This window comes from Pseudomonas sp. B6001, from assembly GCF_013386015.1.
Lineage (GTDB): Bacteria > Pseudomonadota > Gammaproteobacteria > Pseudomonadales > Pseudomonadaceae > Aquipseudomonas.
Window position 1 is genome coordinate 42,984 of the sequence record NZ_JACAOX010000016.1, and the last position, 26,590, is coordinate 69,573.

The window sequence follows — 26,590 nt, forward strand, 5'->3', positions numbered from 1 at the left end:
GCCTGATTGTGATGAAGTGTCTGTGATTTGATAATTGGTCTAGAATTTGATGCTTAATCAAATCTGGATTGAAGATGGCCACTGATCGATTGGGGGACATGCGCTTGTTCGTTGAGGCTGCCGACCTCGGCAGTCTTTCAGCCGCTGGACGCAAGTTGGGGTTGTCGCCGGCGGCGGCCAGCGCACGGTTACTCAAGTTGGAGGCGGCGCTGCATACCCGCTTGTTTGATCGCACAACCCGTCAACTGCGCCTGACTGATGAAGGCCGGTTCTATCTGCAGCAATGCTGGGTCGCCTTGCGCGCCATTGATGAGGCGGAGGCGGGGTTGCAGGCGAGTCAGCAGGAAGTACGCGGTAAAGTCCGTCTGTCTGCCTCTACTGACTTTGGCCGTCATCTGCTTAATGACTGGCTCGAGACCTTTTGCGCGCAGCATCCGCAGTTGAAGGTGGCGCTGACCTTGTCGGACGCTATGTCTAACCTGGTACAGGACGATGTCGACCTAGCCATTCGTTTCGGCCCACTGCGTGATAGCTCGTTGATCGCCCGGCAACTGGCACCCAACTGGCGGGTGCTTTGTGCCTCGCCGGACTACCTGGCGAGCCACGGCGAGCCGCAGACGCCGGCCGAGCTCACCGGGCATAAATTTATTCTGCTGGTGACTCCGGCGGGTCCTTTAAACACCTTTCATTTCAGGGTGGACGGCCAGACATGGAACCACAGTGTGCCATTGGAAAGCGCCTGGGAAACCAACGATGGCGCCGTGGCACGTGCTTGGGCATTGGCCGGTCATGGCATTGCACGCAAGACCATTTGGGACGCAGCAGCGGATATCCGTGCCGGGCGGTTGAAGGTGCTGCTGCCTGACTATTGCGTAGCAGAAGCTGGGGTGTTTGCGGTGCTGCATGGCAATCGGTACCGAATTGCCAGAGTGCGGGTCCTGTTGGACTTTCTGGTGGAGCGTTTCAAATGTGCCACCGAGGAACTTCTGCGCGACGTCGATGTGCCGAGGTTTTAAATGAATATGAACAGCTCTGGCTGACTTACCATTTTCGCCATAGGCGCAGCAGCTTTTTACATCTACCGTTCGCACAAGCGGAAGGTAGATTACGAATCTGTTTCAACCATCTGCCAAGCGGTACAGCGCCTGAGCATGAGACGCCGCCAGCCCAATGCGCTGCAAATTACGGCGACTCTGTGAACTTGGAAGCGCAGTTGCAGCAATCACCAGGCTGCCGTGCTTCTTTGCTTGCTCTATCCGGTGAGATATCAGCGCTCCATGATAGCCCAAGCCTCGTGCATTTTTTCGAGTGGCAGCCGTGCCCAGGTAGGCAACGCCATTGCTGGCCAGGTACATCAACGCGCCTGCAACGACTTGCCCATCAGCTTTAAGGACGTAGATTTTCAGGCGTTCATTCGACATCAGTCCTGCAAAACAAGCCTGGCTCAACTGACGATGCTCTGGCTTGGTATGAAAGCCACTCGCATGAACTGCCGCGAACTCCGGGAGAGAGTCTGAAGTGGCCTCTTCGATGTTGAATAATTGGGGGGTCAACACCGCATCCTCGATGGGGCACGCAAGCTGCAGATGCGTCCACCCCCTCAAACGCTCGAATCGCTCCTCACCCACAAAAGCGAATTGCTCCAACGTCGAGGCTTTCCCGATAAGGGGCGTTACTGTTGAATACTCCGCTGACTCCTTGAGCAAGCTCAGCAGTGAAAGGGGGTTGCCGGTGCTGTCACCGTAGATACGATTGAACATCGGGCTAGGTGTTGCCTTCACCTGAAAGCACGGAAAGGCCCCATTGAAAAACACACGAGCACCAAAAGGATTTCCACTAACCCGCGACAAGCTCTCAACGCGGGAACACAAGTACTCGCTTTCTGCGGCTTCGATGGCATGCGCCCATTCAACATCCATGTGCATCGTCTCTTTGCAAGATTTCCAGGGAAGGTAGCGGTAAATCAACCCCTACGCACCTGGGAGGGCAGTGAAATAGATTGTCGGGCCAATGGGAGAAGTTTGGGCATCTGCCACAGAAGAGACATCGCTTGGCTTGTCGATAATCGACCCGGCTGCGTACATGCTCAAAGCCAATCCGATGTGCGATGACTTGATGGAAGAGGCAAGCCGCTATGCGTTATCCGGCCCACGCTCAAAATGAACACGCCACGTCCAAATAAAGGAGCAGAAAGGGCCCGATTCATTTGATTGAAACCCGATCTGCCCGTAGCGACGCTCACGCCTGGACTATCCATCCGCGTCAGAAGCAGCGCTTGAATCGAGCACCGGCCAATGCTCCCACTCACTGATGAAACCGGCGCCCCAGCGCATCCAGCCGTACCGCAATCGGCGGTAACCGCTCACTGCTCCTGGCCAGCGTCTCCACATCCTGCGCCGTATTCTGCGCGATGCTCTGCACCGACTGCAGCCGCCCGACAATCTCCACATTCGCCGTGGATTGCTCACGGGTGGTCGACACAATCCGCCCATTCAACTGGTCGATCTGCGAAATATCATTGCCCACCGCCCGCAGCATCTCCACCGCCAATTGGCTGTCCTCCACGCAGCGCTCCACGCCCTGGCGACTGTCGTGCATGGCCTCTACCGCTTGCCGGCTGCCGTGTTGCAACCCTTCAATAATCGTCTTGATCTCCTGGGTCGACACCGCCGTGCGTTGCGCCAGGCTGCGGACCTCATCGGCGACCACGGCAAACCCGCGCCCTTGCTCACCCGCGCGGGCGGCTTCGATGGCGGCGTTGAGGGCCAGCAGGTTGGTCTGGTTGGCGATGCTGTTGATCACCTCCAGCACCGAGCCGATTTGTTCGGCCTGCACGGCCAGCCCTTCGACCGTCTCGTTAGTGTCGTGGAGGCGGGTGGCGAGCTGAGTGATTTCCAGCTGGGCACGGCCGACGCTTTCCTGGCCACGGATGATCTGCTGGCTGGCTTGCCCCGCGTGCTCGACGGCATGCTCCACGTGCACGGCGATATGGCCCATGGCATCTTCCATGCGCTGCATGGAACCGGTCATCTGGGCGATTTCCGCCAGTTGGTGGCGCGCGCCTTTTTCCAGGGTGCCGCTGGCGTGAGCCAGCTCCTGGCCGAGTTGGCCGAGGCCGTGGGAGTCGCGGGCGACGCCGTCGATCAGGCCGGTGATCTGGGTCAGAAAGTGATCGAAACGGGTGGCAAGGGAGACATGCACTTTTTCCGGACTGCCCTTGACGGCCTCACCGCTGAACTGCGTGGTGACGGCGAGCATTTTTTCGAGCATTTCCTGGCTTTCTACCGCTTCTGTCTGGCTGTGCACCGCGAGGTAGAGCAGGGCGACCGTCTCCATCACCACGTAGAACGCGTGGATGAAAATCATGCTCCAGCCGCCGTGATGCTCCATCACAAACACCGGGAAACCCTGATGCTGCAACGCATGAAACACCACGTGGTGGACCGCGATGGTGACGGCGGCCACCAGGATAGGCAGCCAGTCGCGGTAGAACGTCAGCACCGCCAGCAGCGCGAAGATACCGAAATGCGATTCGATGACACCCTGGGCCTGGTTGATGTGCAGCGCCGCCATGACCATCAGGCCGACGCCAAGGGCGCAACGCATCAGGCGCGTGCCGCCGATGACGCGATAGGCCAGGGTCAGCACCACGCTGGTGCCGCCGCCTATGAAGAGCGCTTGAAGCAGCGTGTCGTGCCAGAACGCCAGGCCGAGGGAGAAGAGGGTCATCAGCCAGATCAGGGCGAGCATGATGCGGTCGGCTTTGCGGTAGTGCTCGATGAAACGGGCTTGGACAGGCATTCACTCGTACTCCATGTGGACGGGCCGGGGTGAGGCAAGCATGCGACGTGCCATACGAGCATGCGGGGAGCGAATCGGGTGTAGGGGAGCGGGGGTTGATTGATGGTAGGAGGTTATCGGCGGTGTTGGGTGGGGCTTTAGGGGGGATAAGCCAGAAGCTGCTTGTTACGAGGGGCTGCAATCGGCCAAAAGCCGTCGATCATGATCTGAAAGATCCGGGGCGACTCAACGTCCTGAACGACAACACCTACCCTAGCAGGATGTTGTCATTCTCAGAATATGTGGCTTACATGCTCCACTTCATGGTCACGGCCACGTTACGCGGGTCGCCGAAGATGTTTGCGCCCGCCGGGTTACTGATGCTCTGGTAGTAGTGCTTGTCGAACACGTTGTTCAGGTTGGCTTGCACCTTGAGGTTTTTGTTCACGTTATAGCCGGTCATCAGGTCGACGATGCTGTAGCCGCCCTGAGACACGCCGTAGGTTGTGTATGTGCTGCTCTGGCTACGGAATGAACCGCCGATCGACCATTTTTCGAGATCGCCCGGCAATTGATAAGTGGTGGACAGCTTGAGCAGGTTGTATGGCGTGTCGCTGTCGAAGCGACCGCTGCCGCCCTTGACGTTTTTGGCACCGGCATAGGTGTAACCGGCCGAGGCCTGCCAGCCACGGGCAAGCATGCCTTGCAGTTCAAGGTCGACGCCTTTGGTTTCCACTTCGCCGGAGGCCACGGAGCAGGAAGCAACACCCGGTGCACAGGCATCAAGCCCTTGGGCGAGGTTTTCCTGGTTCAACTGGAAGTAGGCCAGGCTGGCGTTCAACGCGCCGTCAAAGTACTCGCCCTTGATCCCGACTTCACGGTTGGTACCGGTGACCGGCGGCAGCAGGCTGCCCTGGAAGTCCACGTTGGCTTGCGGCTGGAAGATTCTGGTCCAGCTGGTGTACACCGAGTAGGTATCGTTGATGTCGTAGATCAGGCCGGCATAGGGAGTGTATTCCCGCGTCGCCTTGTAGTCGGCGCCGAATGTGTATTCGCCGGAAATAGTGTTCTGTTCGTATTCGTACCAGTCCAGGCGTGAACCGAGGATCAGTTTCAGGTCGTCGCGCAGATGGAAGCGTACGGTGGCGTAGGTGCTGTATTGATCGACCTTGCCCTTGCGCGACCAGTTGTAGTTGATGGCCGGTTTCTCTACGCCGTGATAGTCGAAGTTTGACGGGTCGAGCACGATGTTCGGGTCGTTGAGGAAACCACCGCCGGGGCCATCGTCGGTTTTATCATTGCGATAACTGCCCCCGAGCACCAGTTCGTGGGTCGCACCAAACAGGGTGAAGGGGCCGGACACGTAGCCGTCGACGCTTTTTTGCGTGTGCTGGTAGGTGTAGCGGCCCACGTTCAGGTTCAACTGATCCGCACTGGAGTCCAGTCGATAGAAACTGGTGCCCAGCATGTCCAGATCGCCTCGCAGCCACGTGGTATTCAGGCGCAGTTTCCAGTCGTTGTCGAAGCGGTGCTCAATTTCGGCAAATGCGCTGGTGTTTTTCTTGTTCCAGTAGGTCCAGTTCGGGCTCATGCGCGTCGAACGGGATATCGGCAGGAACGTGCCATCGGCACGGGTCGGAATGCCTGACCAGTCGGCACCCGGGTTGTCCTCACGGTTGTAATACGCTCCAAGGGTCAGGGTAGTGGCTTCGCTCAGGTCAAACTCGGTGATGCCGTACAACAATTGGCGCTTGCTGCTGTAGCCATCGGTAAAGCTGTCTTTGTCCTGGAAGGCACCGACCACGCGGCCCCTGATCGAACCGCTGGAATTGAGGGCGCTGCTGGCATCGATTTCGGTGCGGTAGTTGTCCCACGAACCGGCACCCAGGGTGACCGACACTTGCGGCTCGACGGTGGGGCGTTTGCGGATCAGGTTGAGGGTGCCGGACGGGTTGCCGGCACCGATCATCAGTCCCGATGCACCGCGTACCACTTCCACCCGGTCGAACATCGCCAGTGTCGAGGTGCCGAGGGTGTCGCTGTCATACGCGACGGGCAGGCCGTCAATCATGATGTTGTCGATGGCGGATCCGCGGGAGTAGAACTCCGGGCGTTCACCGCCGGTCTTGCGCATGGTCAGGCCTGGGGTATAAGTCGAAATATCCTCCAGGGACTGCATGTTCTGGTCATCCATGCGCTGGCGGGTGATCACCGTGACCGACTGCGGCGTCTCGCGCATGGAGGTCGACAGTTTGGTCGCAGTGCTCATGGAACCGGTGGTGTACGATCCGCTCCCCTCTGTCGTTGCTCCCAGCGATTGGCCCGTGACACTCGTCGCGCCAAGCACCACCGTTGTTCCGTTATTGGCAGGGATTAACACGTATCCACCATTGCTCTGACGCTGCGCTTGTAACCCGCTGTTCGCCAACAAGCGCATCAGTCCCTCCTCGACGCTGTACACGCCAGCCAGGCCCGTTGTAGTCAGACGGCGGGTTTGCTCGGTATCAAATGAAATAGTCACGCCCGCTTGCACTCCGAACTGGATCAGGGCAGTGCCGAGCAGACCTGAAGCGATCTGGTAGGACGTCTGGCTCTGCGCCAATACTGGCGTGGACATTAGCGCCGGCCCCGACAGACTCGCGAGGCTCAGTCCAAAGAGGGCCAAGCGAACCGGACGGGTCATTGAAGTCTTTGCATAGGGGGGAAGCAGGGGCATTTCGTTGATCCTTTCGTAGTCATGGCAGAGAGTCGCTGTCATCGCGGCTTGTGTCATTGACGGATGAGAATCAAAATCAGCAAGGTGACTCGTCAAACATTTTCAAATCGAACTCATGCCGGTTCGATGCTAGCCCAATAGCGCGTCAGGTAGCGCACTCTCACCGGTAAGGCTTGGCTCAGGTTTTCCAGCACGGTATCCGTATCATCTATGCGGAACGCCCCTGAGATGCTAAGCCCCTGAACCGATGCAGCGCACCGCAGTACGCCAGGGCGATAGCGTCCCAACTCTTCGATGAAATCGCCCAGCCGCCAGTCATTCACGCTCAGCATGCCCTGTACCCAAGCGGTCGAGCCCGGGGGTAAAAGACTGGCGGCATCGACTTCATCGCGGTCAAAGGTGACTTGCTTTCCAGCATCGAGGCGCAGAGTGCGTTCAACATGCTGGAGCGGACTTACTTCAACAGCGGCTTGCAGTACTCCAACACGCGTTTGTTCGGTCAGTTGACGGACGCTAAACCAGGTGCCGAGCGCACGTACCCGACCTTCGCCAGTCTGAACGATAAATGGGCGCTGAGTGGGATCCTGGGCGGTCTTGACAAGAATTTCACCACGGTACAACTGGATCAACCGCTGCTTTGAGTCGAAGCGGATATCCAATGCAGTATCCGCGTTCAGTTCCAGTTGTGAGCCATCGTCCAGGCGTAGCGAGCGACGCTCACGGATACTCGTACGCTGTTGAGCGAGCATTGAACGATACGGAACTTGCTCAACTGCCAGCCACGTACATCCGCCAACGGCCACTAGCATGCCAAGTATTTTCAGCACATCACGACGTTGTATTTTTGCTGCGCTGAGGCTGGATAGGGCCGCTTGTTTGGGCACCATTTTCCATTGTTGTTGCAGCGTTTCGACGCGCGCCCAAGCCGCAGCGTGCTGTGGGCTGGATTGCATCCAGATGTTCCAGGCTTGGGTTCTTGCCTCGTTGACCGTCCCGTCATTGAGTTGCACGTACCAGGTGGCGGCAGCTTCAAGTATCTTGAGGTCCAGGGAGGAAGGCATCAGCTTTCGACCAGCAAAAGGCACCGGGTCATGGCGCGAATTAAATGATTTTTGACCGTGGTGACCGAGACGCCGAAACGTTCAGCCGTTGCAACATAGCTTAGCCCTTCAAGCTGGACCGCCAGGAATATCTCCCGAGTCCTGGCACCCAATTCGTCGAGTAGGCTATCGACCGCGATCAGCATTTCGATGATGGACAAACGTATTTCTGGCGAAACATCTACGGGTTCAGGTCGCTGGGCCAAGGCATGCAGGTACGCCTGCTCAATGGTGCGGCGGCGGGATTTATCGATCAACAGGGAGCGCGCAATGGCGCTGAGGTAACCCCGCGGCTCGCGGATTGGGGTGTCATGGCGAGCGGTCATGACTCGCAGGAATGTGTCCTGGGCCAAGTCCGAAGCATCGGCGGCATTGCCCAGCCGGACTCGTAACCAGCCCTTCAGCCAACTGTTGTGTTCGCTATAGAGCCGATCGAGAACTGAATGATCAAGCGCCGACATGATAGTGTCACCGATGAGTAAATGCTAATCGATCTCATTGTCGTCATGGCAAGCTGTTTATGCAAGTGTCTTTTCTAAGGCTGGTGAAGGCTCATAGAGAGTTCAAGAGATTTGTTTAGCTTTGGAAACAAGGTGATTTCCCCTTGCGGAGAATAATCTGTCTGATGTTTTGAATCGGCTCGGATTTCTCAAATCCGGGCCGATTTCAGCCGAGTTTCGACTGGCTGCAATTGGCCGATTCTGTTGAAAACAGTCGGATTTTCAGATCGCCTAAACTCAGGCACGACCACCACTGGAGAGCCTACTCACCACATTGAGTGGTTTTTCGGCCCATCGGTGACTTTTGCTGCTCAGTTATTTGGTTAATTCGAGGTTTTTTGCTTGGTGCAGGCGCAACTATTCCGTGAATGGTGGCCCTTGAGATGAAAATTTGGCCAGCCGTCGTAGGTTCTGCACCGCAGCGGTCAGCGTGAATTCATCTGTCGCGCCACTCATGCCACGTAGTCGCAAGCGATCCAATGTAGGGATGCGCTTGAGGTGGGTAAACAACATTTCGACCTTTTTAAGTTCGTGGCGAGAGCGCTGATACGCCGGCGTTGCTGCAATTCGCAGGTCCGCATCCCGAGCAGCTTCATGGACGCTGCGGGCGATCTTACGAAAACGCAGTGTTCGGGCAGCACTTGGCTTTCATCGGACACGTCGCGCAGTCGGTCTGTCTGGATCGGAAGATGATGATGTTGGCTTTGGTGACGTGTGAGCGCTCATTTTTGAAGGCTCGCCACTCGCTGCGCAATGGGTTGCCGGCCGGGCAGGAGTATTCCTAAGCCTCGTCATTCCAGTGGAATCGGATGATACTGGTTTCTAAGGTTCTCAAGGGGGCGCTTTCTAGCCAACCTGCTTAAGCTGGTCTCGCGTTATAGATCGACAGGAGACCTACTTTTTCAACAGAATCGGCCGATTTCGGTCTGTCGCGCCAGGCAAAAATCGGCCAAAAGTGGTCATTCGCGAGTTGCCATCAGCAGTCAGTATTTTGATGTGCAGTCGGCCACGACTCCCTGAATCGGCGATGATTGCCAAATAAAAAAGGAGTGCCTCTGTAAAGAGCACTCCTTCCTGCTTACTCGCAATGCTAAATCGCTTGGTTTTGGTCAAGCGCTGTGGCTTACCGGTGCGAACTCTGCTTTCACAAAATATGTTTTTTCTCCGGTTTCGAGATTCGATATGCCGGCCTGCGCACCAACCTCTACTAGCTTTGCCTTGACTGACAGTTCCAAATTTTTGTCTGTGGAGAATGACGTGTTTTCTTTAATCTCTAGGGACGCAGTCAGACAACCGCCCACTTCGCGTGCAAACACGACCGCCTTCCACGAAGGCTCATACGACAGCCAAAAGAAGTTCTCACGATCGACTTTGCTATCTGCTTTCCAAGGCTTGCCGGTTAACGAGAATTCACGTGTATCGAGTGAATCAGTATCGCATTCAGTTTTACCTGCGTAACTGACTGCACCGCCACCCATAGGGCCAACTTGCACGGATGCTTCTGCGCTGATGGAACTGCGGGTTTTATCGGATACTTTCTTGGTGATGCGGATTTTGGTCGCTCCAAGTTGAACCAGTAGCTTGACCAGTTCCGATTCGCGCTCCTCCAGCAGGATTGCATCGTAGCTATCGCTGGGAATGTAGAGGTTCTTGTTATCCGGGTTCGAGTAGTCGGACAGTGGGTGTTTGCGGTAAGCCTTTCCAACGACTGGGTGCCCTGGCTGGAAACGATAGTCAGACTCTCTGGCTTGGGTGCGGGAAAGCGAATGGCGTTGTACGTAAGCAGTGAGCAAACGTGTTTCTTCGGCTATGGCTAGAGCTGTGGCTGATTCATCGGTTGTGGAGCTGCGATCTTTGGCGATTAGTGATGCACCCGCGCCTGCAACACCGGCAGCGGTAGCCGCTGCGCCAATAATCATAGAAATAGGCAGAATAGGAATGAGGAATGACGATGCTGCGGCCGCCGCGGCCGTAGCTACCGCTACGCCGGAATATGCAGTTTTTCCAGTCTGCGGTGTTGTATTTTGGCCAGAAAGTGTGAAGTTTGGGGTGTAGCCGCTGTCATTTTGCTGGGAGGTATCTGAGGCGAAATGATCTTCTACGATGTAAATAAGATCTAGCATTGGGTAACGCTCCTTGTTGGCCAAACACATGGTTGCCAAGCCTGCATCTAGTGATCGTTTCCTTGTCAGGGAAGTGTCTATTGATGCTTTTGTGTCGGCCGTGCTCGACGAATCTTGAATCGACGCTGATTTCCTAGGCGCTTTTGACTGGCTGCTTCTGGCCGATAGCAGCCGGTCGTTTCGTAGGCTGCACGCCATCTTTCAGCTGGCAGTATCAGCCCGAGAAGGTGAGATTAAAGTTGATCCAAGCGCGGCCATTTGCATGTGGAACAGCAGGATCAGTCATGTGATTGCCCTTCTCGGCTCGTACTGTCCGCCTTCAATCGTCAATTGTCCTGGTTCTAACCGGGACGTGCTTAACCACCATTAGCCCGGTTGAACTGCCAACGCGTGGAACGACCCGCTATGCCGGCAAGTCTACCTGTATCTACTCATGGGTAAGGTACAGCGCAATGGATAAGACAATCACCGTCGATCAACTAGCGACCACCGACCTTGGATCAATCAACGAAATATGGCTTGGCGGGACGCATACCCAGCTATGCCTATGGCGTGGCGAACAGGTCTTCACCCACGAGATGATGAGCGAGGGCACCCACGATCAGAATGTCCAACGCCTATGCTTGCAGTTGGTCAACCCTGACGATCAAACCGCCGTAGCCAGCGTTGAGGTAATTGTGCGCGAACGGCTGAAAAAAATGGGGAAGGAGGGCGAGTTTTACCCCGCTGAGGAGGCTGATACTCATCAATAAGAAGAGGAGTATCGGCCATTTATGGGGAGTCAATCCAAGGCCTGTGCTAGATGAGCAAGCCCCGCGCTACAACACTGGCGATGAAGACCTACCCCCGCAGCAATGGCGCAATCACCAGGCCAAGCAGAAACAACGCTTTCTCGCCCCAGCCCTCACTGCCAAACCGCATCACGCTGCCCAGCAAGCCGCTGATACCTGCGACAACTTGATCCAATCAATGCTCATTTTGCAGTTCCTGCACAGGAGAGTCGGTGAGGGCTGTTGATCAGCGAACCATCATAACCATCCGGGCGGGTCGGGGTCTGCGCAAGTCAGATTTTGCTGCCGCCCCCCATGGAATGGGTGAAGCCCTGCTCCCAGTACTAAAGGAGGTGTCAATGCCCGCTAAAGGACCATTTCGGTCTGACGCCATAGGTTTAGGCTCAGCTTTGTGATCGTCAACGATGACAACAAGACGCGCCGCATCACCTGCGAGATGAGTAGAAAACCTCACTGACTCCCGTGTCTCCATAATAAAAAGAGGATTTATCATGAGTAGCACCTTCTTCATTCCTTCCGTGAACATGATGGGCATTGGCAGCCTCGACGAGGCGATGCTCGCAATCCGCAAGTACGGATTCCGCAAAGCCTTGATCGTCACCGATGCCGGCCTGGCCAAAGCCGGCGTGGCGGCCAAGGTCGCTGGCCTGTTGGCCCAGCAAGACATCGACTCCACCCTGTTTGACGGCGCCAAACCGAATCCGACCGTCAGCAACGTGGAGAAGGGCCTGGAACTGCTGGCCCGCAGCGACTGTGATTTCATTATTTCCCTGGGCGGCGGTTCCCCCCATGACTGCGCCAAAGGCATTGCCCTGTGCGCCGCCAACGGTGGGCACATCAGCGACTACGAAGGCGTCGACCAATCCGCCAAACCACAAATGCCACTGATCGCCATCAACACCACCGCCGGCACGGCGAGTGAAATGACGCGTTTCTGCATCATCACCGACGAAGTCCGCCACGTGAAAATGGCCATCGTAGACCGCAACGTCACCCCCCTGTTATCCGTCAACGACCCCTCGCTGATGGCCGCCATGCCCAAAGGCCTGACCGCCGCCACCGGCATGGACGCACTGACCCACGCCGTCGAAGCCTACGTGTCGACGGCGGCCACGCCGATCACCGATGCCTGTGCACTCAAAGCCATCGAATTGATCTCGGCCAACCTGCGCACCGCCGTTGCCCAGGGTGACAACATGACCGCCCGGGAAAACATGGCCTACGCGCAATTCCTTGCCGGCATGGCCTTCAACAATGCTTCGCTGGGTTACGTGCACGCCATGGCGCACCAACTGGGCGGGTTCTACGACCTGCCTCACGGCGTGTGCAACGCGATCCTGCTGCCCCATGTGTCGAGCTTCAACGCCAGCGTATGTCCGGCCCGGTTTAAGGATATCGCTCATGCGATGGGGGTTGAGACTCAGCAACTGGATGCGGAGAAGGGCGCTGCGGCGGCTATCACGGCCATCCGTAAACTGTCTGCGGATGTGGGGATTCCGAGTGGGCTCGTTGAGCTGGGTGTAAAGGCTGACGATATTCCGACACTGGCAGCCAATGCCATGAAAGATGCCTGCGGTTTTACCAATCCGCGTCCTGCCAATCAGGATGAGATTGAGCAGATTTTTCACACGGCGATGTGATTGATGTGAAGTGAGGTAAGAGAGAACACCCCGCCTTTGGTTGAAGTGCGGGGTGTTTTGGTTTTACTCATCGATAGGGTCGAAGTGGCTCAATGGCTTGGCTGGAAGTGGTCTGTCATGAGCGGCTACTGTCGGCCATTAGTCCATGCGCTGCATGGAACCGGTCATCTGGGCGATTTCCGCCAGTTGGTGGCGCGCGCCTTTTTCCAGGGTGCCGCTGGCGTGAGCCAGCTCCTGGCCGAGTTGGCCGAGGCCGTGGGAGTCACGGGCGACGCCGTCGATCAGGCCGGTGATCTGGGTCAGAAAGTGATCGAAACGGGTGGCAAGGGAGACATGCACTTTTTCCGGACTGCCCTTGACGGCCTCACCGCTGAACTGCGTGGTGACGGCGAGCATTTTTTCGAGCATTTCCTGGCTTTCTACCGCTTCGGTCTGGCTGTGCACCGCGAGGTAGAGCAGGGCGACCGTCTCCATCACCACGTAGAACGCGTGGACGAAAATCATGCTCCAGCCGCCGTGATGCTCCATCACAAACACCGGGAAACCCTGGTGCTGCAAGGCATGAAACACCACGTGGTGCACCGCGATGGTGACGGCGGCCACCAGGATAGGCAGCCAGTCGCGGTAGAACGTCAGCACCGCCAGCAGCGCGAAGATACCGAAGTGCGATTCGATGACACCCTGGGCCTGGTTGATGTGCAACGCCGCCATCACCATCAGCCCAACGCCAAGGGCGCAACGCATCAGGCGGGTGCCGCCGATGACGCGATAGGCCAGGGTCAGCACCACGCTGGTGCCGGCGCCTATGAAGAGCGCTTGAAGCAGCGTGTCGTGCCAGAACGCCAGGCCCAGGGAGAAGAGGGTCATCAGCCAGATCAGGGCGAGCATGATGCGGTCGGCTTTGCGGTAGTGCTCGATGAAACGGGCTTGGGCAGGCATTCACTCGTACTCCATGTGGACGGGCCGGGGTGAGGCAAGCATGCGACGTGCCATACGAGCATGCGGGGAGCGAATCGGGTGTAGGGGAGCGGGGGTTGATTGATGGTAGGAGGTTATCGGCGTTTTTGGGTGGGGCTTTAGGGGGGATAAGCCAGAAGCTGCTTGTTACGAGGGGCAGCAATCGGCTTGCAGCCGGTCGCGCCCGACGCAGTCGATCAAAATCATCTGCTCATTCACGGTTTGAGGGGGCGGGAAAAATTCAGACGCCTTGAAGGTCGATGACTCAGCTCTTGTAGAGTAACGCCTCAACTACAACGCCAAACGCTGACGAATGTTCACGGCGATTGGGGTAGTAGAGATGGTAACCGGCAAAGGGTTGGCACCAATCTTCCAACACCCGCACAAGGCTACCGTCGGCAAGCTCCTTCGCCACCATGTCCTCTGGCAGGAAAGCCAAGCCACATCCCGCCACGGCCGCACGCAGAATGGGCACGCTGCTGTTGAATGTCCATTGGCCTTCGACGCGGGCCTTGAGTTCGTGGCCATCCTTTTCGAAATCCCATTGCATCAGGCTGCCGTGAGTCGGCAGGCGCAGGTTGATGCAGTTGTGCGCCGCCAGATCTCTCGGTTCCATCGGGTAAGGCCGCTGCTGGAAATACTGCGGTGAGCCGACAACGGCGATGCGTAACGATGGCCCGATCGGCACGGCGATCATGTCCTTGGCCACCTGGTCACCCAGTCGAACACCAGCGTCATAGCGCTGCGCGACGATGTCGGCGAGGGCGTAATCGACGGTGATTTCGACCTTGATGTCCGGGTAGTCGGGCAGCACCTTCAGCAGCTTCGGCCAGAGAATATTGTTCGCCGCATGCTCGGACGCCTGAATCCGTACATTGCCGGCGGGGGTGTCGCGAAACTCGCTGACGGCAGCCAGTTCCAGTTCAATTTCTTCAAAGCGCGGCGCCATCGCTTGATACAGGCGTTGGCCCGCCTCCGTTGGTGAAACACTGCGCGTAGTCCGCGTCAGCAAGCGCACGCCCAGCCGGGTTTCCAGTGCCCGCAGAGTGTGGCTCAGCGCTGACTGCGAAACGCCCAGTTGCGCGGCAGCACGGGTAAAACTGCCTTCGCGGGTGATGACCACGAAGGCTTGCAGGTCGTTGAGATTGGGGCGGGACATTGATGAGAACCTCTCATGAGGAGCGCGTGATTATTCCATGAAAGCAGGTCGCGCACGGATGTGCGACCCTTGGCGCGCTGATCACAAGGTGCGTGCGTAAAAATCCGTCAGTTTGCCGATCGCCGCATCGACATAACGCGGCACCCAGTAGGTTTCAATGTGGGTGGCGCCATCGATGATGAACACTTCCTTGTCGGTGGTGCCGGCGGCTTTGGGAAACGCATCCTGAGTCATGTACAGGCTGTCGGCCTTGCTGCCGGCGATCATCAGCAACGGTTGATTGATCAACTCGATATGGTCGGTGGCGTCGAAACGCATCAGGTCAATAAGGCTGCTGGTGGTGTATTTGAAGGTCGAGTTCGGGTGCGCGTGGGTTTTCCAGTAGTACTCATAGCCTTGGCGATACAGTTCGAAAGGCAGTTTGGCAGTCTGCTCATCGGTGAGGTTGGCATCCCCCGTATACAGCACCGCGCCCCCCGCTGCTTCTTGCGCGCGGGCTGCTGATGCCTGTTGCAAACGTTGCTGGATGCTGTCCAGTTGCGAGTCGCTGTAGCCGTTGCGGCGTACTCGACCCGAGTTGAACATGCTCACCGTTGCCAGGGATTTGAAGCGTTTGTCGGTTTGCGCCGCCGCCAACGAATAACCACCGCCGCCACAAATGCCGAGCAGGCCCAGACGATTGTCATCCACGCCAGCGAACTGGCTGATGAAATCGGCCATGCCGTGAATGTCTTCGATGCGATACGCCGGTTTATCGATGCTGCGCGGCTGACCACCGCTGGCGCCCTGATAGGCCGCATCGGCCGTGATGGTGATGTAGCCCTGTTCGGCGAGGCGCTGGGCATACAGACCGGCGACTTGCTCCTTTACGCCGCCATTTGGATGCGCAACCACCACGGTCGGGTAGGTCTTCTTCGCGTCGTAGTTGGCAGGCGTGTAGACGTTGGCGGCGATGTCCAGACCGTTGAGCTTATAGCTGACCGGGTGGATGTTGACCCTGCCCGGTTCGTTGCGGGTGATCGCGCCGTCGTAGGCGAGGGTGAATGGGTTCTTCTTGTAGTCGGCGGCCAAGGCTTCGCCTGCCGAGAGGCCGACCAATGCCGACATGAACGTGGCTTTGAGGGTGTTCTTCACGTGAAGCTCCTGAGCAAAAAAGGACGGCAGTTGCGAAAGTATTTGGGTCAGTCCAGCTGTTTTTCTTTGAGGAACTGCGCGACCAGGTCAGCGATCTGCACGTTGTTCAGATCCGACATGGGGAAATGGGTATTGCCGTGAATGCCAATCTCCGGCAGGTGTATCAGTCGCACATCACCGCCATGGCGATTGACCGCGTCACGCCAGAGCCGGGCCATTTTCAGGCGTGCGCGCCAACTGTCCTGAGCGGGCAGATCGACTGCCTGTTCCGGGATGTTGTCGCCGTACAGGATCAGAATCGGAATGCGCGTCAGTGCCATGAATTGCTCCATCGGCACCGCTGCGCCTTGCACCGTGTCGAACGCGCTGGGGATCGGCGCCGGCACTTCACCGTCAGCAAACACGAAACTGCTGCCCGGTTCGAACGCCACGATGGCTTTGACCTTGTCGTTCTTGATCGCCGTCAACCAGCCCGGCCCGCCGCCCTGAGAATGGGTAAACAGGATGCCGGGGCCGATTTTGTCGAACAGCGCCGACACACCATCGGAGACCACGCCCATGTCAAACGGCCCGGTGTTCGGTGTCATAGCCCTGAAAAACTGCTCGCGGGTCTGGGCGTCCTGTGCCACTTGCACGCCGTTGAAGTAGCGGGGCCAAAGGCCGATACGGAACTGGTTGAACCACAGTTGTTCGTCCGGCACAGGCTTGATGGTAGTCTCGACCATGCTGCGCCCGGCATCACCACGCCGGGGTTGATCGATCAGATAGACGCCGTAGTGGCGGCGCAGAAAGATGTTCTGAAAACCCTCGCGACCATCGGCGGTGGTTTCCCAGGTCTTGGAAAACTGACCTGCGCCGTGCCACATGACGATGGGCAGTTTTCGCGCGTCCACCGGGATTTGATAGAAGGCGTAGGCGTGGTCACCGTGGTAGGTCTGACCGTTGGGCGTCATCGGTTGGCGCGGGTTGAAGGTGCCCGGTGCCGTGGTCATCGTTCCGCCGGCGGCGAAGCTGCCTTGTTTCTGGATCAGCAGCGGGCCTTCGGAGTGGTTCGCGCAGGCCGCCAACAGGCTCAACAGCATGACGCTCAGCAGACGTTTTGCAGTTCTCATGTCACTTCCTCGACGCCGCGAGGGCTTGGACCAGCGCTGCGTTGGCCCGCTCGGCAGTCTGTGCATCGCCATGCTTTTTCAGCAGTTCGGTGACTAGGTGCAACTGTGCTGCGCTGAGCCCGACGCGCAGGCTCGCCGCCATGTGCGAGCGCAACTGAGGCTCGACCCCCGGCGTCGCTGCCAGCGCTCCGACAGTCGCCAATTCGCGACTTTGCCAGTCGAGGTTGTCGCGCTCGAAGATGTCGCCGAACAGGTGCGTTTGCAGGAACTGGTTGATCACTGGGGCGAACTCGAACACCGGGCCTTTGACCGGGGCGCCGGAGATTTTCGTTTGATTCGCCGTACCCGCTGCCAATAGCTCATCCCCCACCGGTATCACCCGGCTCGGCTCACGCCCCGGCGCATCGTCAAGGCCGCGTTGTTTGCGCGCCTGCACCACGGTCATCAATTCATTCAAGGCGTTGAGGCTGCGCGGGAAGCCGACGTAGGCGTAGAGCTGCACGAGGACTTCGCGGGTTTCGCTAATGGTCAGGCCGGCATCAAGCCCTTGGTTGAGCGCCGTGTTGAGGTTGGGCATGTCGCTGGTCGCCATGAACGCCGCGATCAGTGGAATGGCTTGTTGCTGGCTCGACAAGCGGGCTGCGCTGGCGGGTGTGCTGGTCATGGTGGGCGAAGCCTCGGCTGCTTGAGTGGTGACGCTGAACATCGCCCCGACGCTCAGGCAGAGCGCCATGAGTGTGGGGAGGGCAGTGCGGTTGCGGGTGTCAGTGATCATCGTGAAGGGCTCCATCCATTGCGGGGCGCTGCGGTGTTGCTGGATCGTAAGGAGGATGGTTGTGGCGATTAACCCCGAAATAGCGCATGGACTCATGAGCAGAACTCATGAGTCTACGTGCGATAACCGCTGGAATCCCGGTGCGGGCAGGTTGTTACGGGGCATTGAGGTTACGTGGCGGTTCGCCGCGAACGTGCCGGTCGAGCAGCTTCGACACATTCCGTAACTTTATTGGCCGGCGTATTGCGCCTCCGAGACCTGCTCCGCCCAGGTGACGGTCTTGCCATCCTCGGCTTCAGCGATGGCGATGTGGGTCATGCCGTTGCTGGCCGTGGCGCCGTGCCAGTGACGGGTGTTCGGTGGAATCCAGACAGTGTCGCCCGGATGGATCTCCTGACGCGCGCCACCCTCTTGCTGCACATAGCCGACGCCGGCAGTGACGATCAGCGTTTGTCCCAGCGGATGGGTGTGCCACGCCGTGCGTGCGCCGGGTTCGAAGGTCACCGTGCCGCCACCGATGCGCGCGGGCGCTTCACCTTTGAACAGGCCATCGACGCGTACAGAGCCGGTAAAGTTTTCCGCTGCGCCCTTGATCGAAGGCTGGGATCCGTTCGGCGTAACGCGGATTTCGCTGGCGGCCTGGGACTCTGCCGCCATCAGTGACAAAGCAACGAGTGGCGCAATCAATCGGTTCATCGGATGAGTTCTCCGGTCAGACAGAGAAAGCGACGCCGCACATGGCGCCGCGTCGGGCAGACTCAGAGTCCGGTCATTTTCAGTGCCGACTCCGGCAGACGTTCGCCGTGCACCCGAATCTGTGCCATCTGTTCGTTGATCACGCGCAGATCGTCGCCGTTCAATTGCAGCTCGACCGCGCCCAGGTTTTCTTCCAGGCGATGCTGTTTGGTCGTGCCCGGTATCGGCACAATCCACGGTTTCTGTGCGAGCAACCAGGCCAGTGCCACTTGCGCCGGCGTGGCGTGTTTGCGTTGCGCGACGGCTTTCACCACATCGACCAACGCCAGATTGGCCCTGCGCGCTTCAGGGGAAAAGCGCGGGACGAAATTGCGGAAATCGCTCGCGTCGAACTGCGTGTTCTCGTCGATCTGACCGGTGAGGAAACCGGCGCCCAGCGGGCTGAACGGTACGAAGCCGATCCGCAGTTCTTCCAGCACGGCTAGCAGTTCCAGCTCCGGGCCACGCCAGAACAGCGAATATTCGCTTTGCACCGCCGTGACCGGTTGCACCGCGTGGGCCCGGCGAATGGTTTCCACACCCGCTTCAGAAAGGCCGAAATGCTTGACCTTGCCCTCGGCGATCAGATCCTTGACGGTGCCGGCCACGTCTTCGATGGGCACCTGGGGATCAACGCGGTGCTGATAAAACAGGTCGATGCAATCGGTGCGCAGACGCTTCAACGCCGCTTCGGCCACGGCGCGTATATGCTCCGGGCGGCTGTTGGTGCCGCCGCCACGTGCGCCGGTGATCAGGTCGATATCGAAACCGAACTTGGTGGCGATGACGACCTGCTCGCGGATCGGCTGCAAGGCCTCCCCCAGCAGCTCTTCATTGGCGAACGGGCCATACGCTTCGGCGGTGTCGAACAAGGTGACGCCTTGCTCGTGGGCCGAACGAATCAGCTTGATCATGCTGGCTTGGTCGGCTGCCGGCCCGTAGGCCGACGTCATGCTCATGCAGCCAAGACCCAAGGCGGACACTTCCAGGCCATTACCCAACGTGCGGATTTTCATGGAGTTACTCCGTACAGAATTCGATTAGTGCGTGAGAGGGTGATCTTTCAGCCAGCCGTTCACGCGTTCCATGGTCTTGCGCTCCTGCTCACCCTCCATCACAAAACCTTCCAGCACTTTGGCCTTCGGCGCATGCTTGACCAGCACACGGCGGCTGTTGCCCAGGCCATATCCACCATGGGTGTTGAAGGGGATGAGGGTCTTGCCGGTCAGATCGTGGGCGCTGAGGAATGCGCGCACGATCGGCGGGGCGGTTTCACCCCAGATCGGAAAGCCGAGATAGATCGTGTCGTAGTCGCTGAGGGCGTGAACCGTGTTTTGCAGCTCGGGTTCGAAGCCACTGTCACGTTCCTGGCGCGCCTGTTCCACGGTTTGCAGATAGTCCTCGGGGTAGGCGTGGGCGGGGCGAATCTCGAACAGATCGGCACCCAGTCCACGCTGGATCAGCCCGGCGACCACGCGGGTATTGCCCGAGCGCGAGAAATACGCGACCAGAATCCGCGAGCCCGAACGCGGTGTTTCACTGGCGCCTTGCGCGTCGGCGAGCGACAGCAGCGGGGCGCTGGCCAGTGCGGCGATGACCGTGCGCCGCAGCGGATCGTGATCGGTACTCATCGACCGACGCGCGCCTTGAGAGCCTCGGGATAGCGCTCGCCTTCGATGCGGATCTGCGCCAGCGCGGTATCAATGGCCTTGAGTTCGGCAGCGTCGAGGGTGATGTTCGCGCCGCCGAGGTTTTCTTCCAGGCGATGCAGTTTGGTCGTGCCCGGAATCGGCACAATCCACGGTGCCTGCGCGAGCAGCCAGGCCAGCGCGATCTGGGCCGGTGTCGCTTGTTTCTGCGCAGCAATCTGACGGATCAACACCACCAGACCCTGATTTGCCTGCAGCGCCGACTGGCTGAAACGCGGGACGATGCTGCGGAAGTCGTCACTGCCATAAGTGGAATCGGCCGACACCGTGCCGGTGAGAAAGCCTTTACCCAATGGACTGAACGGTACGAAGCCGATGCCCAGCTCCCAAAGGGTCGGCAGGATTTCCAGCTCAGGCTCGCGCCACCACAGCGAGTATTCGCTTTGCAGCGCCGTGACCGGCTGTACCGCATGGGCGCGACGAATGGTTTGCGCGCCTGCCTCCGACAGGCCGAAGTGCTTGACCTTTCCTTCGCTAATCAGGTCTTTCACCGCCCCGGCAACGTCCTCAATCGGCACGTCCGGATCGACGCGGTGTTGGTAGAGCAAATCGATGTAATCGGTCTTCAGTCGACGCAACGAACCCTCGACGGCTATTCGAATACGTTCGGGCCGGCTGTCCAGAGCCTGTTTTGTATTGTCGGTGCCGACGGCGAAGCCGAATTTTGTAGCGATCACAACCTGGTCGCGAACTGGCGCCAGCGCCTCGCCGACTACTTGCTCATTGATATAGGGGCCGTAGAATTCGGCGGTATCGAAGAACGTGACGCCTCGTTCAACGGCTGAGCGGATCAGTGCGATGGCTTGCTCGGTATCCGTGGCCGGGCCATAGCCATGGCTCAGACCCATGCAGCCGAGGCCGAGGGCGGATACTTCGAGTGAACTGTTGCCGAGTGTGCGTTTGTGCATGTTGATCTCCCGTTGGGCGTGGGGAGACAGTAAGCGCGCTAACGACTGAGGACTAGACGGGTAAATCGGCAAGGCTTCATGAGGTTTGCTCATCAGTCCCGGAAGAGGGGCGGTGGCGACTGTCGAATGAAGGCTTGCCTCACGGTAGGCCATCACCGCTCGTACACAAAAAATCTGACACTCTCTTGATCGTTCGCTTTTGGCTGTTCTCTGCCGATCAAGGTTACAGCCTGTGATGGTCAGCTGCGCCGGCGGTATACTGGAGGGATTGCAATATACCCCGCGCCTCGCGCCCAGGCAGACCAGGGACGGTTGAATGATCCGCATCAGAACCAATTTGGCTCCTCGATGGAATCGGCAGATCCGAGAAGCCACCACGCCTCTGACAGTGCTGTCCCCCTACATCACAGAAAACAGCACGCTTAAGCTCTTGGCCAACAAGCAAGCAACGTTTTACACACGGTTCGAGGTAAGGGACTTCGTCTGTATGGCGTCAACAATCGCTGCCTTCAAGCTGTTGCTCATCAACAAGTGCACGATTTACGAGGTGAAGGACCTTCATGCGAAAGTCATCATGGACGAGGCTGACTTCGTCACACTTGGCAGCCAGAACCTTACCTTCAGGGGGGCCTCGAAAAATAAGGAGTTGAGTGTTTGTTTCGATAACAGTAAAGCCAATTCTTGTGAGCGAGTTCGGAGCGTGGTCAATGATTGGATTGACGACCCGGATCTGGAATTGATCGACTGGGCCAGGGTGTTGCGGATGGAGAAGGATGTTCGCTTAGCCAAAAAGGCTTTCGAAGAATTCAACGAAGCGATGTCCAAGATTCAGGGTAAAGCCGATACCTACCAAGCCAAGCGAGTCCAGGTTGCTCGGGATCAGCAGGAACAAGAGAGAGCTGCACGAAAGGCTAAGAACCTAGCTGCAATTGGTGCTGCCGTTCGGTCTGGCGCACCTTCCGGCACGAAATACACCGGAACAGTAAAGCCATCTGAGGGCTCTGCACGACTGAAATTTGATGCGAAGGTTGACCTGCTCCAGTGGACCAGGAAGAACGGCATCGTGCTCCCCCGGATGATTAAGTCGAGCCGTTGCCTATGCGTGCTCAATCAACAGAAGGTCGGCTGGGCAAGGCTTGCGAGCCAACAAATCACGAAATTCGCTCAAAGCATGACCATTGGTGGGATTCTGCCTAAACCGTTCGATCGGGTGGATGTGACACTCTCCGTCACCCCAAAAGATCTTGCTCGGGCGCCTTCCGACACGACTCTTGTTGCCATCTTGAAGAACGAGAACGGGACCGAACTGTGCATGGTCCCGGTTCTCTACTCAATCGACGAGATCAGCGTTCTCGACACGCTAGGACCCAAGCGAAAGCCGTCGGGTAAAAAGCTCAAGCCAATCGAGCAGCTCAGAACCGATCTGAAGAGGTGGATTGATAGCAATAGGGCTGACTTTGAAAGCCTACTGAGCCGCCACATCACCAGTACTACCCCTCTGAAGAAACGGCTCGATGGGGTCAACGCGGATGTGTTTTTTGAGGGAATGGATACGGTGGTCGATGTGACAATGGTCTTTAAAGGGCGCAACGGTACAAAGCCCATTCTTGTCGCGACCACCAGAAGCTGAAATCCCACACCTGCCTGACATCAGTGGAGTGTCCGTTTGGAGTCGAAAACGGCGTTTCGTAATGGCGGCAAATGGCCTGAAACCGCTATTGAGCGCAGCATGAGCGGCGACTTACTCAACTAAAGCGGCATCGTCGTCGCTGAGCCGCCGTAGATGCCTACAGCGCCTCGGCGATCAGTCGATTGAGCTAGTTGAGTAGCCTGGACAGCGTCCGGTTTCAGCTAGACGGCACCTCCCGATCCATCAACTTACCCATCAACAGCACCCCCAACTCACTAAGCTGGTGAATAGCCAACGCCACATCACGGTCTTTCCCGCTCAGCTCTTCCGACAGATCAAGCAGCAACGCGCTGACCGAGGCAAAGGTTTCATAGCTATTGATGATCAAACTTTCACTGCTGGCATCAGCAGCCACACTGAACAACGCACCCGACGGCGGGGCGGTTTTGGCGGAGGAGGGATTGAGATAGTGATCCAAGGCGCGCTGCGCGGCTTGGTTGAGTTTCAAATCGGGAGTGCCCGGAGGATTCGGCGTTACCTTGAACATTGTTTGGATTCTCTATGTGGGCCGCCACCTTTTCGCTACTAAACGAATGGGGTGGCAGCTGTGCACAGGTTAGTAGACCGGGAATCCAAACAAAGACCGGCGCGCCCGAAGACGCCCTGCGCACAGCCACCATCAAGCACAGACAGAGACGTCTGATTGATGAAGCTCATGCACATTGCTTGGATAATCTAGGGCTACTAAACCCGATCACTGAGTTTTCAGCGACCGAGCAACCTTAGAGACGCCCACCCAGGTGCACAAGCCGGCGGATTCTGACGCAACTGTAGGCAATGGAGCAAGGTGCGGTGCTCACTGCCTCCAGCCACGGGACTGAATTCAATCAGTCCCGTTTTCCTCGATTAAGCAGGCTGAGCCGCCAGGCTATTACTCACCTTGCGCCCCAACACCAGCACCGTCACAAACCCGGCGCCCACCAACGCGGTCGCCAAACTCAACAGCACCGACGTCCCCATCTTGTCGACAATCTGCCCGCCAAAGAACGAGCCCACGGCAATGATCACCTGGAACAACGCGACGAACAGCGGCATGCCACGCTCCACATCCTTGGGCGCAACCACAAACATCCAGATACTCGCGCAGGCCGGGAAGGCACCGAAAGCAAAGCCCCACAGGGCGATCAGCATTACTGCGCCGCTCATGCCGGTGGCGAAGTAGGGGAACAGGGCGGTGCTGGTGCCGATCATCAGCGCGACCAGCAGCAAGGTGTGGCGCACGCTGCGGTTGGCGGCGAAGCCGGCGAAGACGTTGCCCATTACGCCGGCCACGCCGTAGAGCAGCAGCAGGGAGCCAATGGTCGGGCCGTCGAAGCCGGAGCTGTTTTTGAAGAACGGGGCGACGTAGGTGTACGCGGCAAAGTGGGCCAGGCCGATCAGCAATACGGCGATCAAGCCAACCCGGGCTTGTGGGTTGATGAACAGGGCCGGCAGGTCGGCGATGCGAATGGCTTTTTCCGGTTCGAGGCGGGGCAGCAGGAACATCTGTGCCAGCAGTACCGGTATGCCCACCAGTGCGGTGACGAGGAAGGTCATGCGCCAGCCCATCAGGCCGCTCAGCCAGGTGCCGACGGGTACGCCGAGGACGGTGGCCAGGGTCACGCCCATCATGATGATCGAGGTGGCCTTCGCGACGCCCACGCCCTTGGGCGCCAGGCGGCCGCTGAGGGCGATGGCGGTGGCCCAGAAGCCGCCGATGCTGATGCCCAGCAGGACGCGGCCGAACAGCAGCAGGCTGAAGTCGCTGGCGTAGGCCACTACCATGTTGGCGATGATCATGATCAGGGTCAGGCCGATCAGCAGGTAGCGACGGTCCATGGCGCCAATGCCCACCGACAGCAACGGGGCGGCGAGGGCGGCCATGATGCCGGGCAGGGTGACCATCAGCCCGGCGTGGCCGGCGCTGATGCCGAGGTCGGCGGCGACGTCGTTGAGTACGCCCACCGGCAGGAACTCGCTGGTGACCAGGGCGAAGGCGCCCACGGCCACCGAGAGAATCGCCAGCCACTGCTGCAGGACGGTTTGTTGATTATGTTCGGGGAGGCCGCTAGGGGCCCGGCTTGCGCTTGGCATGGTGTTGGGTTCCGGGAGGAGATTTCGCCTGCGGACAGACGGGAGGGGGAAAAGTGGAGGTGATTATAGGAATCGGTTTTGGTAAGCCAATAGGCGACCGGTTCGATAGTAATCATCAGTCTCGTTGATAAGACTGCCTGCGTAGAGCGTTCTCTTCCGTATAGACCCTCGCGATTGCCCATGGCCCGACTCCGCGCGTAATCCGGCCCGATCCCGCGCGCCAGAAAAAATCCCCCGCTGCATCCTAAGCCTCGGCATGTCGGTTTTTGCTGATGTGCCGAAGCGTTTCAAGGCCGATCAAACAATAATAAAGAGGTGCTTATGCCCGTGCTTCATCGCCCTTCATCCCCGGTTGAACGCAGCGCGCTTCATGTGTTGGTGTGTGCGTCGACACTTGCGCTGTCGTTAACCGCCTGCGCGGCCACCCCGGATCCCGCGAAGCCTTATCCCCATGCACAGGAACCGATCGGCGACGTGCAGGCCATCTATGACGGCAGGCTCAGCGAGGACTTGGCCGTCACTACCTTCCGTAATACCGACCGGTTGTTCCCGACGCGCACGATCAAGGCCGGCGGCCATCCGTTCCCGTTACCCCGCAGCAGCCAGCCACTCGGGCCGGTTGCCTTTGACTACAAAGGCAAGCATTACAGCCTCGATGACTACGTGGCGATCAACCGGGTAACCGGGCTGTTGGTGCTCAAGGACGGCAAGATCGTTGATGAGCGTTATGAAAAAGGCAACACCGCCGACACCCGGTGGATGTCGATGTCGGTGGCCAAGTCCATCACTTCGACGCTGGTGGGCGCGGCGCTGCAGGACGGCGCCATCAAGAGCCTGGATGACAAGGTCACCCGTTATTTACCCGCGTTGGCCGGTAGCGGTTATGACCAGGTCACCGTGCGCCAGATTCTCTCCATGCGCTCCGGGATCAAGTGGAACGAGCAATACACGGACCCTACCTCGGACGAGCGCCACTTGATCAAACTGCGTAGTGAACAAGTGCCCGGGTCGCTCCTCAAGTTCATGGCCAGCCTGCCCACCGCTGCGCCGCCTGGCACTCGCACCAACTACAGCACCGGTGAAACTCAAGTGTTGGGGCAACTGGTGAGCGCTGCGGTGGGCAAGCCACTGACGCAATACCTGAGCGAGAAGATCTGGGCGCCTTACGGCATGCAAACCGATGCCAAGTGGTGGCTCGACGGCCTCAATGGCAATGAAGTGGGCGGCAGCGGTATCAGCGCGACGCTTGAGGATTACGGGCGTTTTGGGCAGTTCGTGCTTAGCGGTGGCAAGGCCGGTGGGCAGCCAGTGTTGCCTGAAGGCTGGTTGAGTTTTGCCAGCGCGACTACGGGTTCAGATGCGGCGTACGGTGACTTTGCGTCCATGTGGTGGCCAGGTTGGACCGACGCCTCCAAAGCGGATAAAGCCTTTACGGCGGCCGGTACGTTTGGTCAGTACCTCTACATCAATCCGACCAGGAATGTGGTGATTGTGGTGTGGCAGGCGCAGACCAAACCCACGGGTGGCAAGGTGATCGACGATATGTTTGCCTTTGATGCGGTTGCCAAAGCGCTTCAATAACCGCGAAGTACCTGTGGCGAGGGAGCTTGCTCCCGCTGGACTGCGCAGCAGGCCCATTTTTTGGGGCCGCTGCGCGGCCCAGCGTGAGCAAGCTCCCTCGCCACAGG

At 58.4% G+C, this 26,590-nt stretch carries 21 protein-coding genes and 3 pseudogenes; 5 read left to right on the top strand and 19 right to left on the bottom strand.

What is annotated here, in order from left to right:
* Positions 1-74 precede the first annotated feature (74 nt).
* Positions 75-1,016: a LysR family transcriptional regulator gene (locus tag HX821_RS16835; protein WP_177036102.1), complete on the top strand. Its 942-nt coding sequence runs from the start codon at positions 75-77 to the stop codon at positions 1,014-1,016.
* 102 nt (positions 1,017-1,118) lie between these two features.
* Here the strand turns inward: HX821_RS16835 and HX821_RS16840 are convergent, their stop codons facing one another.
* From HX821_RS16840 to HX821_RS16870, 7 genes and pseudogenes are all read right to left on the bottom strand, one after another.
* Positions 1,119-1,919 carry a GNAT family N-acetyltransferase gene (locus HX821_RS16840; protein ID WP_177036103.1) on the bottom strand — a complete coding sequence of 267 codons (801 nt, stop codon included), beginning with the start codon at positions 1,917-1,919 and terminating at the stop codon, positions 1,119-1,121.
* 385 nt (positions 1,920-2,304) lie between these two features.
* Positions 2,305-3,801 (bottom strand): methyl-accepting chemotaxis protein, encoded by a 1,497-nt coding sequence (locus tag HX821_RS31935; protein WP_177036104.1) that lies wholly within the window; start codon positions 3,799-3,801, stop codon positions 2,305-2,307.
* 286 nt (positions 3,802-4,087) lie between these two features.
* Positions 4,088-6,496 (bottom strand): TonB-dependent siderophore receptor, encoded by a 2,409-nt coding sequence (locus HX821_RS16850; RefSeq protein WP_371316414.1) that lies wholly within the window; start codon positions 6,494-6,496, stop codon positions 4,088-4,090.
* A gap of 113 nt (positions 6,497-6,609) precedes the next feature.
* Complete coding sequence (locus HX821_RS16855) at positions 6,610-7,557, bottom strand: FecR domain-containing protein (protein WP_256344178.1); 948 nt, start codon at positions 7,555-7,557, stop codon at positions 6,610-6,612.
* Positions 7,557-8,057, bottom strand: coding sequence for a sigma-70 family RNA polymerase sigma factor (locus HX821_RS16860; protein WP_177036105.1), 501 nt, complete (start codon positions 8,055-8,057; stop codon positions 7,557-7,559). Before HX821_RS16860 ends, HX821_RS16855 begins: the two co-directional genes overlap by 1 nt.
* Before the next feature lie 396 nt (positions 8,058-8,453).
* Positions 8,454-8,901 (bottom strand): annotated as a pseudogene (locus tag HX821_RS16865) (transposase); the annotation flags it as partial.
* A 304-nt stretch (positions 8,902-9,205) separates the two neighbouring features.
* Positions 9,206-10,219 carry a hypothetical protein gene (locus tag HX821_RS16870; protein ID WP_177036106.1) on the bottom strand — a complete coding sequence of 338 codons (1,014 nt, stop codon included), beginning with the start codon at positions 10,217-10,219 and terminating at the stop codon, positions 9,206-9,208.
* A 452-nt stretch (positions 10,220-10,671) separates the two neighbouring features.
* Here HX821_RS16870 and HX821_RS16875 point away from each other — a divergent pair, with 452 nt between their 5' ends.
* Positions 10,672-10,971: a hypothetical protein gene (locus tag HX821_RS16875; protein ID WP_087694689.1), complete on the top strand. Its 300-nt coding sequence runs from the start codon at positions 10,672-10,674 to the stop codon at positions 10,969-10,971.
* Positions 10,972-11,062: 91 nt separating this feature from the next.
* On the opposite strand, the pseudogene HX821_RS16880 reads toward HX821_RS16875, so the two are convergent.
* Positions 11,063-11,173 (bottom strand): annotated as a pseudogene (locus tag HX821_RS16880) (YeeE/YedE family protein); the annotation flags it as partial.
* Between the two features lie 328 nt (positions 11,174-11,501).
* Between HX821_RS16880 and yiaY the strand changes: the two are divergent.
* Positions 11,502-12,650 (top strand): L-threonine dehydrogenase, encoded by a 1,149-nt coding sequence (yiaY, locus tag HX821_RS16885; RefSeq protein ID WP_102368759.1) that lies wholly within the window; start codon positions 11,502-11,504, stop codon positions 12,648-12,650.
* 141 nt (positions 12,651-12,791) lie between these two features.
* Here the strand turns inward: yiaY and HX821_RS16890 are convergent.
* From HX821_RS16890 to HX821_RS16930, 9 genes and pseudogenes are all read right to left on the bottom strand, one after another.
* A pseudogene (locus tag HX821_RS16890) lies at positions 12,792-13,589 on the bottom strand (methyl-accepting chemotaxis protein); the annotation flags it as partial.
* Positions 13,590-13,872: 283 nt separating this feature from the next.
* Positions 13,873-14,766 (bottom strand): LysR family transcriptional regulator, encoded by an 894-nt coding sequence (locus tag HX821_RS16895; protein WP_003209726.1) that lies wholly within the window; start codon positions 14,764-14,766, stop codon positions 13,873-13,875.
* An 81-nt stretch (positions 14,767-14,847) separates the two neighbouring features.
* Positions 14,848-15,900 carry an alpha/beta hydrolase gene (locus HX821_RS16900; protein ID WP_008432604.1) on the bottom strand — a complete coding sequence of 351 codons (1,053 nt, stop codon included), beginning with the start codon at positions 15,898-15,900 and terminating at the stop codon, positions 14,848-14,850.
* A gap of 47 nt (positions 15,901-15,947) precedes the next feature.
* Positions 15,948-16,892 carry an alpha/beta fold hydrolase gene (locus HX821_RS16905; RefSeq protein WP_173406085.1) on the bottom strand — a complete coding sequence of 315 codons (945 nt, stop codon included), beginning with the start codon at positions 16,890-16,892 and terminating at the stop codon, positions 15,948-15,950.
* A gap of 121 nt (positions 16,893-17,013) precedes the next feature.
* Positions 17,014-17,787: a carboxymuconolactone decarboxylase family protein gene (locus HX821_RS16910; RefSeq protein WP_003209734.1), complete on the bottom strand. Its 774-nt coding sequence runs from the start codon at positions 17,785-17,787 to the stop codon at positions 17,014-17,016.
* A gap of 228 nt (positions 17,788-18,015) precedes the next feature.
* Positions 18,016-18,483, bottom strand: coding sequence for a cupin domain-containing protein (locus tag HX821_RS16915; RefSeq protein ID WP_008432610.1), 468 nt, complete (start codon positions 18,481-18,483; stop codon positions 18,016-18,018).
* A 62-nt stretch (positions 18,484-18,545) separates the two neighbouring features.
* The gene (locus HX821_RS16920) at positions 18,546-19,538 is read right to left on the bottom strand and encodes an aldo/keto reductase (protein WP_008432612.1); all 993 of its coding nucleotides are present in this window, start codon (positions 19,536-19,538) and stop codon (positions 18,546-18,548) included.
* A 24-nt stretch (positions 19,539-19,562) separates the two neighbouring features.
* Positions 19,563-20,153, bottom strand: coding sequence for a flavodoxin (locus tag HX821_RS16925; protein ID WP_102605912.1), 591 nt, complete (start codon positions 20,151-20,153; stop codon positions 19,563-19,565).
* Positions 20,150-21,139, bottom strand: coding sequence for an aldo/keto reductase (locus tag HX821_RS16930; protein ID WP_003209745.1), 990 nt, complete (start codon positions 21,137-21,139; stop codon positions 20,150-20,152). Before HX821_RS16930 ends, HX821_RS16925 begins: the two co-directional genes overlap by 4 nt.
* A 316-nt stretch (positions 21,140-21,455) precedes the next feature.
* On the opposite strand from HX821_RS16930, the gene HX821_RS16935 reads away from it, so the two are divergent.
* Positions 21,456-22,769, top strand: coding sequence for a phospholipase D family protein (locus tag HX821_RS16935; RefSeq protein ID WP_102605913.1), 1,314 nt, complete (start codon positions 21,456-21,458; stop codon positions 22,767-22,769).
* 217 nt (positions 22,770-22,986) lie between these two features.
* On the opposite strand, the gene HX821_RS16940 is transcribed toward HX821_RS16935, so the two are convergent.
* Both HX821_RS16940 and HX821_RS16945 read right to left on the bottom strand, forming a co-directional pair.
* Positions 22,987-23,316 (bottom strand): DUF6124 family protein, encoded by a 330-nt coding sequence (locus HX821_RS16940; protein ID WP_177036107.1) that lies wholly within the window; start codon positions 23,314-23,316, stop codon positions 22,987-22,989.
* A 359-nt stretch (positions 23,317-23,675) separates the two neighbouring features.
* The gene (locus tag HX821_RS16945) at positions 23,676-24,902 is read right to left on the bottom strand and encodes an MFS transporter (RefSeq protein WP_003209751.1); all 1,227 of its coding nucleotides are present in this window, start codon (positions 24,900-24,902) and stop codon (positions 23,676-23,678) included.
* A 321-nt stretch (positions 24,903-25,223) separates the two neighbouring features.
* Between HX821_RS16945 and HX821_RS16950 the strand changes: the two genes are divergently transcribed.
* Entirely contained in the window at positions 25,224-26,483 is a 1,260-nt protein-coding gene (locus tag HX821_RS16950) for a serine hydrolase (protein WP_177028428.1), read from the top strand.
* Positions 26,484-26,590 lie beyond the last annotated feature (107 nt).